Source organism: Puniceibacterium confluentis (assembly GCF_007923445.1).
Classification (GTDB): domain Bacteria; phylum Pseudomonadota; class Alphaproteobacteria; order Rhodobacterales; family Rhodobacteraceae; genus Puniceibacterium; species Puniceibacterium confluentis.
This window is the reverse complement of sequence record NZ_VOJI01000048.1, coordinates 1-11,457: the sequence shown is the minus strand read 5'-3', so window position 1 is coordinate 11,457 and position 11,457 is coordinate 1. Positions and strand designations below refer to the sequence as shown.

The 11,457-nt window shown below is 59.8% G+C and carries 9 protein-coding genes and 3 pseudogenes; 4 read left to right on the top strand and 8 right to left on the bottom strand.

Features of this window, described 5'->3' with window-relative positions; genetic code table 11:
* Positions 1-198, top strand: a 198-nt coding sequence (locus tag FOY53_RS23510) for a hypothetical protein (RefSeq protein WP_222435322.1), incomplete at its 5' end; no start/stop codon positions are given.
* Between the two features lie 77 nt (positions 199-275).
* Here FOY53_RS23510 and FOY53_RS22015 read toward each other — a convergent pair.
* On the bottom strand, positions 276-950 hold the full coding sequence (locus FOY53_RS22015) for a substrate-binding domain-containing protein (RefSeq protein ID WP_281289608.1): 675 nt from the start codon (positions 948-950) through the stop codon (positions 276-278).
* 268 nt (positions 951-1,218) lie between these two features.
* Positions 1,219-2,298, bottom strand: coding sequence for an alpha/beta hydrolase (locus FOY53_RS22010; RefSeq protein WP_146592449.1), 1,080 nt, complete (start codon positions 2,296-2,298; stop codon positions 1,219-1,221).
* Between the two features lie 371 nt (positions 2,299-2,669).
* On the opposite strand from FOY53_RS22010, the pseudogene FOY53_RS22005 reads away from it, so the two are divergent.
* A pseudogene (locus FOY53_RS22005) lies at positions 2,670-3,077 on the top strand (site-specific integrase); the annotation flags it as partial.
* A gap of 107 nt (positions 3,078-3,184) precedes the next feature.
* Here the strand turns inward: FOY53_RS22005 and FOY53_RS22000 are convergent.
* From FOY53_RS22000 to FOY53_RS21975, 6 genes and pseudogenes are all read right to left on the bottom strand, one after another.
* Positions 3,185-3,924, bottom strand: a pseudogene (locus FOY53_RS22000) (IS3 family transposase); the annotation flags it as partial.
* Positions 3,891-5,288 carry an IS110 family RNA-guided transposase gene (locus FOY53_RS21995; protein WP_146592447.1) on the bottom strand — a complete coding sequence of 466 codons (1,398 nt, stop codon included), beginning with the start codon at positions 5,286-5,288 and terminating at the stop codon, positions 3,891-3,893. The gene FOY53_RS21995 and the pseudogene FOY53_RS22000, both read right to left, overlap by 34 nt.
* Positions 5,289-5,516: 228 nt before the next feature.
* A pseudogene (locus FOY53_RS21990) lies at positions 5,517-5,756 on the bottom strand (transposase); the annotation flags it as partial.
* A 362-nt stretch (positions 5,757-6,118) separates the two neighbouring features.
* On the bottom strand, positions 6,119-6,892 hold the full coding sequence (locus FOY53_RS23325) for a flavodoxin domain-containing protein (RefSeq protein ID WP_222435320.1): 774 nt from the start codon (positions 6,890-6,892) through the stop codon (positions 6,119-6,121).
* Positions 6,893-7,437: 545 nt separating this feature from the next.
* Positions 7,438-8,655, bottom strand: coding sequence for a copper-containing nitrite reductase (gene nirK / locus FOY53_RS21980; protein WP_146592445.1), 1,218 nt, complete (start codon positions 8,653-8,655; stop codon positions 7,438-7,440).
* A gap of 49 nt (positions 8,656-8,704) precedes the next feature.
* Positions 8,705-9,136: a pseudoazurin gene (locus FOY53_RS21975; RefSeq protein ID WP_146592444.1), complete on the bottom strand. Its 432-nt coding sequence runs from the start codon at positions 9,134-9,136 to the stop codon at positions 8,705-8,707.
* 186 nt (positions 9,137-9,322) lie between these two features.
* Between FOY53_RS21975 and FOY53_RS21970 the strand changes: the two genes are divergently transcribed.
* Entirely contained in the window at positions 9,323-9,517 is a 195-nt protein-coding gene (locus FOY53_RS21970) for a tyrosine-type recombinase/integrase (RefSeq protein WP_222435323.1), read from the top strand.
* A gap of 273 nt (positions 9,518-9,790) precedes the next feature.
* Entirely contained in the window at positions 9,791-11,212 is a 1,422-nt protein-coding gene (locus tag FOY53_RS21965; protein WP_146592443.1) for a DUF6538 domain-containing protein, read from the top strand.
* Positions 11,213-11,457 lie beyond the last annotated feature (245 nt).

The window sequence follows — 11,457 nt, the reverse complement described above, 5'->3', positions numbered from 1 at the left end:
GCGCTTGCTGTCGGGACCCCGTCATCGCCGCCCATCTCCACCTCTTACGCGGAAATTGAATCAGCCCTCAGGGCTTCGGGCAAGCAGAGTTTTTCAACGGAATACGCCCTGTGCGGAAGTTCTCAGTCCTGGTTCGCGCCGCCGTGCGGCTTCACCGAACCGGTCGTTCGTGCATCGCGCAGCGTTTTCGAAAGGTGAAGGTAGGCAGTCGGACAAAACCGGACTTAGAGGCCCCTCCGATCAGTGCGCGATTTTGCCGGAAGTCCAAAACGCAATCAGATCAGTTCAAAACGCGCAATGCCCGCCGCCGCGAGTTCATCGTCGAGATCGTGATCGGTGAGGATGTCGATCACGGTTGCTGCGATGTTTGGTGATGCGGCGTTCCGAAATACCGACATGTCGATATGTGTCCCAAGATGTTCCGGGAACACTGCTGCGGGAACGACGCCTGGCGTGGCAATCACTGTTGTGAGAGGGGCAATCGCAAGCTCGTAGTCGCCAGTGGCGACCGATACCGCAGGCACGCCCCCAGCCATTGCATGACTTCTCGGCAAGACGGAGTCAGTCAGCCCCATGCGCTCCATCACATCCAGATAGGTGCGTCCGCTCGTCCCGGCGCCTGTATAGGCTATGCTTTTCGCGCTGCGGAGAAGCGCTTCGATACCTTGTGTGTCCGCTATTATTTGGCCATGCGCCCCGCCTTTGCGCGCAACCGCAAGTGAGACACGCCCGAATGCACGGTGGCTGTCGCGGTCTGCAAATCCATCATCGATCAAGGCCTTCGCGTAAGATGGATTGGTCAGGCCGATGTCATAAGGCTCGCCGGCTCTGATCCGCTCCGCTATCAGTGGGTTAAGCTCAATCTCCTGTATGAGATGCACGCCTGTCTCGGCTTCCACGCGCGGCGTGAGGCGGTCCATGACAGACCGGATCGCCGCAGGAACGAACATGCGCAATGCAGTCGGCATACTGAAGCACTCCCCGAGACCCGCCCGCGCTGTGGCCACTCTATTAAACGTAATCGTTTGATACCCGGCAAGCCCGTTTGCTGTGGTGTCAATTTGGGCCCGGAGCTGACCTCCGCAGTAATCGAGAAGAAGGGCCGCAGAGCGACTTTGCTGCCCGCCGATACAGACAGTGCTGTGCCCGCTAACAGCGTGTTCAGGAACTGCTGACAAATATCGAGTCGGTAGATCCTGCCTGCTTCAGGCTATTCGTCTACTCTGCGACCACCAAGAGCGCACCTACCCACGGAAAGACAAAGGTTTCGAGCCGGCCGCCGACGTTTTGGCGGTGGTCTCCGTCATGGACGTCCAGAAGGTGGGGAATGCGCTCGGCTCCCAGTCGCTGCGAGAGTTCGATCGTCCCGGGCGGGATGTGCAGGAACTGATCGCCCAGACCGACGCCAAGGCCAAATCCGCGCAGGGCGCGCAAATCATCTCGCGCCGCGCGCAGCTGACGGGTTGGCAGGGAGTCGAGAAACCGATCGTAGGCCGCATCTTCGAGCACCACCTCTCCGCGCACGATGTCGAACGGAACATCTCCATAGACCGGCGGATCGCCAGCTTCAGTGCTGAAAGCCGATACAATGCCCAGCAAGGCAATTGCGTAGAAATCCTGATCGGCCAGCAGATTCTCGACATCCTCCACCGTCTGGACGCTGGCCGCACGCTTCCATGCGTCGTTCCCGAAGCCGAAATCATCGGTCGCGGCCAGGCAACAGGGGCTCATCGCCCATACGACCGAGAACTTGCCAGGGCGACTAATCGCCAGATTGATGGCACCGTAGCCCCCCATCGAATGACCGACGACCGCGCGGCTGTCCGCGCTGGCCATGGTGCGAAACTCCGCATCGACATGACCGATAAGATCGTCGGCAATATAATCCGCCCAGTTTCCGCTGATCGGTGAATTGCGGTAATAGCCGCCGCCGTATTCGTTTCCGGCATTGGGCATGACGACCAACACCTCCGGCATCGCCTTCGCTGCTATCAGGCGGTTCAGCCGCGTCGGCACATCTTCGTTCTCGATCCAGGCGCCATAGTCGTCGAAGATGCCGTGCAGCAGGTAGATGACGGGATAGCGACGGTCGGGCGCGCTCTCGTAGCTCGGAGGCAGATAGATTGCTGCATCCTGTATAGCGGAGGTTCCAAGCAGGTTGCCCGCAAGTGCCGACGCCGGCACTTCGATCTCGACGACCTGGCCGGTCGCGTCTGGAGCCAATTGGGCGAGCGGCAATCCCGGCACTCCGAAGATAAGCGCAGTTGCCAGGAGAAGAGCGCGATGCAGTTTGGGCATAATGACCGCCTCCGCAGACAAGTCACTCTACCGGAAGCCGCTGCAAAGTGCAAATTGTAGAGTGGAACCGTCGCATTAACAGCGTTGTTGTCCCGACATTCCGCGTCGTGGAAGGGTCTGTGCGCATCTGGCAAATCGAATGCAGCGTTACTTAAGGCGCAAGGGCCAATGTTGGCCTGCGCTTAGGCAGGCGCGACGACCGACACAGGGGCGGTTGCGACAGATGCGTCCATGCTGCGACTGCAAAGCCCTCGACCCCGACTCGGTCAATTTGGGCTCGAAGCTGACTCGCCGCAGCGCGGCATGGTAGGATGTTTTATCGGCACGACGTCGGCGACGAGGTGGCGTGCGGGGGATCGAAGGATCTTGCCATGACCATCACTGCCCTTCCTGTCATCCGTGCGCGCCGGTCTGCTTGGTACAAGGGCCGCCTCATCGGGCAGAAGCGCCCCCTTCTGCCAAAGCACGTCTGGGCCATTCGCGTGCGGCTCGAGCCCGCCAATCGCCTTAGGGATCTCGCGCTGTTCAACATGGCCATCGACAGCAAGCTGAGAGGTTGCGACCCCGTCAGCCTGCGCGTCGCTGATGTCTATGCCGCTGGCCAAGTCAAGGAGCGGGCCGGGACCACACAGAGCAAGACGCGCCAGCCGGTCCGTTTTGAGATAACCGAAGGCACTCGCGCTTCAGTCGTGGCTTGGCTGGCCGCGCCCGGGATGCTCGGCTCCGAGCACCTCTTGCCAGGACAGTTGCACGACAGCCCGCACATTTCCGCCCGGCAGTAGGCTCGCCCGCTGCCGGGGCAACCTGACAGCCGACACGTCAACGCAATGACACGAAGTCAGTCGTAGCAAGGGTCAGGCCATCAAGCTGCGATATCACATTCACAGTCATAGCAGTTGCCTTTGCCGCTCATCGAGGCACGGAAGCCGTGCTGGTGCAGGACCTTCTGATAGTCGTGCGAACAGTATTGGCTGCCGTGGTCGCTGTGGAAGATGCAGCCTTTGGGCGGTGGCCTGAAGGCAATGGCCATCTTCAAGGCCCGGATCGCCAGATCGCGCTTCCTGCGGTTGCTGTACCGTTGCCCGGCAGTCGATACGCAATATCGATGAGAGGCGGCCCGGCCGATCACGCGGCGGGAATGAAGGTCCGGGATTACCGCCAGATACAGCCACCCCTCGCGGGTCCAGATGTAGCTGATATCGCCAGCCCATTTCTGGTTGGACTGATCCGCCATGAAGTCACGGTCCAGCAGGTTTGGCGCGATGTTGAATGCGTGATCGCTGTCCGTCGTCGCCTTGTGTTTGCGGGTTCTTGCAACGACGATACCGTTTTCACGCATCAAGCGCCCGACACGCCGGTGCCCCACGTCGACGCCGATCTCCTTCAGTTCTTCGGTCATCCTGGACCGGCCATAGCTGCCGAGGCTCAGCCGTGACTGCTCCTTGATGTGGGCCAGAACCACCATGTCCATGCGCTGCCTGCGGCTGGCAGGGCGGCTCCGGAACGCCCGCAACCCGCGGGGGCTGGCATTCATCACTTGGCACAGCCGATCGACTGGGAAGGCCCCGCGCTGTTCTTCAATGACCTGAACCTCACGGCTTTTGGCCCGCGAAGAACTGGGTGGCTTCCTGAGAAACAGCCGGTTCGGAAGGAACGGGTGCCAAGTCGTAGCCCAAGGTCTTGGCGCGTCGCTGGAGGTTGGCCAGAACGCGTTTCCGGTGCCGCTCGTCATAGGCTGTCGCCCCCTGATCCTGATAGGTCATTCGATGGCGGATGGCGTTGTAGAACAGGGTGGCGATCTTGCGGGCCGTCGCCGTCACGGCCTTCTGCTTTCCGATCCGTGCCGACAGACGGCGGTAGAAGGCGCCCAAGGCGGTGTCGCTGCGGCCGATGGTTGTGGCGGCCAGTCGCAACAGTGCCGCCGCCCGGCTTGAAGATCGCCGTGTCCTCGATGACAGGAGCTTTCCAGCGGAGATCTTGTTCCCCGGCGCCAGACACAGCCACGAGGTGAAGTGCTTCGCCGTCTTCCAGGCGCGCAGGTCAGTGCCACACTCGGCCACCAGCTTCAGCGCCAGCGAAGGGCCGGGTCCATGGATCTGCGTCAGGTCAGTCCCGAGCACCCCGTAGAGGGAAGCCCTGATGTCGAAAGCCGGTGCATTGACCTGCCCGCCTTTGATACGGGCCTTCGGCAGCGGTGGCAGGTCTTCCCCTCCTTTGGCTGACAGGGCGGCGACAGCCGCTTCCAGTCTGTGATCGCACTCCTCGATCCTGGCTTTGCAGAAGTCGTAGAGGTCGGGCGACTGCGCCAAAGCGAAGACGTGTTCTGCCCGATCATTGCCCAAAAGCGCTGCCCGGATCGTCTCCGGCGAGGATTTGCACCGCACGTCACGGTAGTTGGCCAACACGTCCGGATTGCGCTCCCCCGCGACAATCGCACGGATGATCTTCATGCCGGTCGCGCCGGTGATGTCGGAGACCACGTGATAGAGTTGCAGGTTCATTTCCATCAGCGCCTTCTGCATGTGCTGGATGTGAGCGGCAGCATACTCGCTCAGCCGCACGCGCTGGCGCATGCAGGCTCGCAACGTTGCGACTTCCGCGTCGGGGCGGAAGCTGCCGCGCAGCAGGCCATAAGAATGTAACCGGCGCAGCCAACCCGCATCGCTGACATCGGTTTTGCGGCCGGGCACGTTCTTGGCGTAGCGGGCATTCACCAGTATTACCTTGAAGCCTCGGGCCTCGAGGATCTCGAACGCCGGGATCCGGTAGACGCCTGTCGACTCCATCGCCACGCTGGTGACGCCACAGTCCGCAAACCATTCGGCCAGAGCATGCAGGTCCTGGGTGAACGTGCCGAAGGCACGCACCGGTATGTCACAGATGGACGGATTCACCGCCGCAATGTGCATCGTCGATCCGATGTCGATGGCGGCCGCGCCTGGATTGACCATCTTCAGGTCCCGGTGGTCGCCGGTTGTCGGTCTGGGCATGACTTCTCCTCCGTGTGGAACGAAGGGCGTGGGCCGTGCAAGTTCGTCATCTTCCTGTCCGGGATCGCCGCGAGCGCGACGTCACCACTCTCAAGTGCGCATCAGCCCATGTGCCACGTTTTTTAACGGGGTCCAGCCCACCAATAAGCCATCGGCAACTGCCCTTCGCCATGAGCGTGGCACAGGCTGCTGCTACCGCGCACAGGCGGGATGCGGCCCGGAATGGTTTTTCAGGATGTCGCGTTCCTGCTTGAGGATGCGGATCTCGCGCCGAAGCCTGTCATTCTCGCGCGCAAGCTCGCGACCCTCGGCTGAAACCATATCCATGTCGCGGTGCGCGTTCACCCACTTGTTCAAGGTCGACAAGCCAACCCCCAGATCATCCGCACCCTGACGCCGCGAAAGACCGCTGGTCAGCGCGATCCGCACCGCATCCTTGCGAAATTCATCCGTTCTGCCTGTGCCCATGGTTCATCTCCTTTGCTGCACATTACATGATCAAAGGAGCGGCACCAAACCGCGACGGGTCCACAACGGCTATACTGCGCTTGGAACACCAGTCACAGAGGCCGCGGGATGTGTTCGTCCGGGGTAAGGGGAAACCCGGCCATCACCTCATTTGCGCAACAGAGTCACGCAGCCGGTACATCCCATTACCGGACATCTGGGCGATCTGCTCCGAACGACCGCAATACGCTCCTACCACCGGGCAAGCTTTCGCATTCCGCTACTTCTGACCTGTCGTGGCACTGAATTCGGAACCGACAGATCACTGACGGACCCTTTACGCGACCATCGATAGCCGACATCCCGGACAGCTCTTAACTGATTTATTCCCCCGACCTGCGGCTGGCGGTGCTGGCCTCAAAGAAACAGAGCAGACGTGCGCGCAGTGCATCCCAGTCAGTAAACTCATGATCGGACGTGCCCACTTCGTACTCACGATCCTTGAGCACCGCAAATCGCAACACTTGATTTTCAAAATAGTCATAGCTGCCCGGTTTGACCGCCCCGGCAACTAAAACGGTGTCATTTGGTGCGTAACCGGTGCGCAGTTCAGTCTCGACAACATAGTCTCGCGCCTCCTCTATACCTTGTTCGAAGGCTGCGCTGAGGCTGACCGATAACAGCACCGTGGGCCGTTTGGACAGCCAGGCCCGTTGAGCCTGCATAAAGGTCTCGAGTGCAGGAGAATGACGGCGTTCGTGCACGGACCCGACCAGGACCACGCCATCGACCCCGGCCAGCTCCGGCATTCGGGAAACGTTGTCCAAGTCGTTTATCGTTCCGGTATGCCCTTCGCGGAGCAATGTATCGTAGGCAAATCGGGCCACCTTGGCCGAATGCCCCTCGGTCGTGGAATAGGCGATCAGCATATGCATCGGTCGGTCCTCCAATATTTTGGAAACACAGTACCTCATGATGCCGGTCGCAACTTTGCGCCAGATCAACAAAAGAGACGGCACGGAAAAAATGCGGCAGGGGAAGGTCAGGACCGCATTTATGACGGCAGGCAGACAAACGTTCGTCGAGGCTGCAAACCGCAGGGTCGGTTGCCGTGCATTGTCGCCACACACAGCTCCCGCAAAACCAATCCATTTCATCCAAAGACGGGTCTGCGGTACCAGGCAAAGGCCCGGATGAGCGGGTGGAACACCGACAGCACATCCGCCTCGTGCCGGGGCCCGAACAAGGTAGGGAACGACCACCACAAGCTCGCCGCCTACGAGGAACGCTGGACAGCGCTCCAGGTCCGTTCCGTCAATGGAGCCGACGTAACACTCCTGTGTCCATTGCCATACTCTACCGTCAAGACCGCCTATTCCTTCCGGAGTGGTAGAAAAGCTGCCCTGCGGCCGCGGCTGACGCGGCGGGGATCTGGCAATAAGGTAGGCCGCGGGTCGCAATTGCAATCCGCAGCCACCTTTCGCATGGCAGAGGTTCCATTCCGCCACCGCGACCTCATGACGCCGGACAGTCGCACCGGGGTTTGCGCATTTCAGGCAAGGGCGTGGAAGCAAGAGCGGGGCCGCGCAGCTACAGCGCGGCCCCGAGCAGCACGGCCGCAACGGCTGCCAGTCCGGGGGCCCGAGCAAGGGGCCGATGGTGGAACGGCATGTGCGAGGCCATGTTTCTTGTCGAACTGCCTTCAGGTTGCGAACTGATGAGGCGCCTCAACTTGCTCCATCAGACCGTTGTCCCACTCGCCCTCGACGATGAAGTGAGCGGCTGCCCCCAGCAGTGCAGCCTCGATCAGGTTGTGGTTGACATAGGCGTAGACCCCGGGCTGTTCGAAGGTGTACATCGCCGCCACCGCGCAGCCGCCGCGCACAAACCATGTCTCGACCCCGGTTTGCGGCGGGTCCGAGAACGAGGTCTCCCAGACATAGTTGCCGTGCCCGCCGATCAGGTGCGGACGGGTGTCGCGGTTGGCCTGGTTGTGGATCATCAGCACCGTTTCGCCGACCTTGAAGTGCAGGGCGTTCTCGCCGGTCAGCGCGCCCACCGCGCCGTTGAACACCGAATGAGTCGGCGTTAGGGTGCGCATTGCCTCGATGCTGTCGGCATAGTCGTCGCCGGCGGCCTCGTAGGTGCGGAACGCGCCGGTCTCGTCCTGCGGCAGGTAGTAATCCTGCTCGCCGATATAGGCGATTGTGTCATATTTCAGCGGGTTGCCGGCTGCGTCCTTCAGCCCGTCGCGGGGCAGCACCATCACCGCGCCGTTCATGCCATGCACGACGTGATAGGGGATCATCGCGCCGCCCGGGGCACAGTGATAGGTGAAGCAGCCGGGCTTGGTCGCTTTCCAGCGCAGCACCACTTCCTCGCCGGGATAGACATGGGTCAGCCCGCCACCGCCCAGGGCCCCGGTCGAGGCGTGGAAGTCGATGTTGTGCTCCATCTGGCTGTCTTCGGGGTTGCGCAGCGTCAGCTCAACCATGTCACCCTCGTGGCAGATGATCAGCGGGCCGGGAACCGAGCCGTTGTAGGTCAGCGCCCAGACCTCGGCACCGGTTTCCTCATCCACGACCATCAGTCGCTCGGTGGTTTCCATGGTGATCTCGATGATCTTGGGACCACCGGTCGCCACCTGTTCATGCGCAGGCGCATAGGGCGGTGCGACAAGCTCTTGTTTCACGCGGGTATAGCCGGAAAGATCGGCAGGCTTGGCAGTGGTCTCCGCCACCGTTTCGCCTGCGGCCCTGTAGAGCCTGACCGAGGCGGCATCCGCCATCTTCGGCGTCGGCGTGCGGCGGGCAGCCAGGGCCGCGGTGCCGGTCATTGCAGCGGCACCCGCCAACATTGATCCGCGCAATACATCGCGGCGACTGGTCTTTAAGGTTTTCGGATTGATGAACCTGGTCATGGCTGGCTCCTTTCGAGCTGTCGGCGCGCGTGCGGCCCCTGACGTTTGGTTAAAGATTGCCGAGTTGGTCTTCGAACCGGGCTTTGGCCTTTTTCGGCACCCGGCCATTCAGAAAGCCGTCGGGCGCTTCGGAGACGCCCACCGCAACGGTCATTACCATGCCCATCGCGTAGTGCGGCTTGCACATCACGCCGTAGAGACCTTCGATCTCGAACGGGATTTCGATTTCCTCGTTGATCTTGCCGTTGAAGCCTTCAGAGCCCTCGGGGATCATCCCTTTGACCGTTTCGGCATTATGCCCCTTGTCCGTGGCAATAAACTTGACCACGTCTCCGGGTTGGATCTGAACGAATGCAGGTTCGAATGCCATGCGCTCGCCGTCGGCAGTCTTGTTGAGCATCTTGATTTCGATGGTCTCTGCAACTGCCGCGGTGCTCAGAAGCGTGGTGACGACAACGCCAATAGCTGAATTTCGGATCATGAAGTATCTCCTCCCAATCGATTGCTTCGATCTTCGGGAAAACCTTAGGCCCCTCACAAAAGAAAGAATTTGCGCTGGATCAAATTAGGTGTTCAGTCCCGGCATCTGGGGGATCGGATTTAAGATCAATCGATCTGGCTCTGAAGTTCAGATTTTGCAGATGCAACGCTTACCCGCGAAGCCACGCTGGACGATTGCCCGCTGCATCGCTTGCGCAAGGCAGCTGCGGCGCGGCTGGCGGAACTCGGATGTTCCGAACATGAAATCATGGCGATCACCGGGCACCGGACATCAAAGGAAGTCACACGCTACACACGCGCAGCGAGACAGAAGACCCGTGCGGAGCGCGCGTTGAGGCGCATCACAGATGGACAGAAATAGAACAAAAGTGCCCCGCTTTCGGGACTGGTGCGAACGGGTGGGACAAAAGGGCGATGCAAGCTACTGAAAACAGAAAGTCTTCTGTAGAAGTGGTGCCCGGGGGCGGAATCAAATACCTGCTTAAAACCCATATTTATAAGAGCACTTTTTGATGACTCCGAGAAAAACTGTAGCACAAAACGTAGCAAAAAGCGCCGCGCTCGGCAGCAATTCTCTTGCCTCCGCCTCCAACCTCTGTATCCGTGACGTCCGGCAAGATGGGATTCGGTGCAGATGGACGGATTGTTTCCGAGAGGCAAGAAGAGAAGGTATACCGCACGACTTCAAGTGCCTTCTCAATTCCAGAAACTCATCGGTAAGAAGGAAATTTGGCAAGCTACCGGCACTTCGGACTACGAAGAAGCAGTCGAATTCCGTATCAGGTGGAAGCGTCAGATGCATGCTGAATGGAACGCATTACTCGCTGGCGCGGCCCCCCCCTCGGCAAAATCGAGGTTCCAGGTAGCCGCAGAACTTGCGCACTCGCGGGGCGTGCCCTATCGAACGGCAAACGAACTGGCAATGGGGAGCCTGGATGACATTCTCGGACGCATTCAGCGCCTCCGAGCCACAGGGGATGCCCCAGGAAGCGTCGCTTCTGAAGCGTTGCTGGGCGGCATCGCAGCACCCCGCAGGTCACTCCTTGAACTCGCTGAAGAGATGGACCAGCTGAACCCCTATGAGGTCGACAACAAGAACACACAGCAGCTGCACGACTGGAAGCAGAAGTGGCGCCGGGTTTCGAAACGCCTCATTCATGCTATTGGTGTGAAGGACATCGCTGTGGACGACATTCGACCTGACGACATTCGAAAACTCAGGAACGACCTACAGGCCCAAGTCGACGCTGGTGAGCTTGATGTCACCAGTGCGAACAAAGATCTTCAGTATCTCCAGAGAATGATACGAAACCATCATGAAGCTTTGGAAAGACAAGACCCACCGAATCCGACCGCCGGAATAAGGTGCCAAGCTGTAATCCGACGAAAGAAGTCTCGGAAGCCCCCGGTTCCCAAGTTCTATCTTCAGAAGTGGGTAATTCTGTCTAACTGGCGAAGCATAAATCACGAACTACGGGACATCATGCTGACATGTCTTGAAACGGGATGTCGAGAGTCGGAGATCTACAACCTTCCGCCGGAAGCGATAAGGCTGAATGAGCCGATCCCACATATCATCATCCAGGAAGAAGAAGGGAATGAAGAGGGGCAAGGTGCCCGCCAGATCAAGACGGTATCGTCAGAGCGACGGGTCCCCTTGGTTGGTGTCGCTTTGGAAGCAATGCGAAGAAACCCGGAGGGATTCCCACGCTACCGAAATAATCGGAACTTCTCGAATGCGGCATCAAAATCCATGCGAGCTGCCGGGCTCCTTCCTGCGGAACCCGCTTCCTACAAGCGATTGCCTTGTAAGAAGCGTAAACCTGTATACGTGACGGCCGGTGGAGTTCGCCATTCCTTCGAGGACCGGCTGGACGAAATCGGCGTTGAAATGGATACTCGCGGTGCGCTTCTTGGGCATGACGTGGGACGTATCCGGGGGCGCCAATTCTATGGGGACAAGACGCTCGAGCAAAGGCTTGAGCTTCACATCAAGATCATGATCACGCCGCCAGGGTCCGCGTCGCACTCGCCAGACGGCGCGCACGGCCAATAGCCGCCTCATGACGAGTGAGTGCTTCGAAATCTCGCTCTACGCGCTCGAAAAGCGTCACGTAAACCTCCCCGCCCGGGCCGCTGACCATTTCCGCAATGTAAAGAAGAGCGTCCTCAACGCTTGCTCGCCACGTCTCTTGGGCGACGTCACATCCATTATAAGACATTGTGTCAATCGGCAGGCAATCTTGACCCCCTATCGGCATCCAAAAATGACCCCCTTGGGGCGCTCGGGTAGCTGGCCCG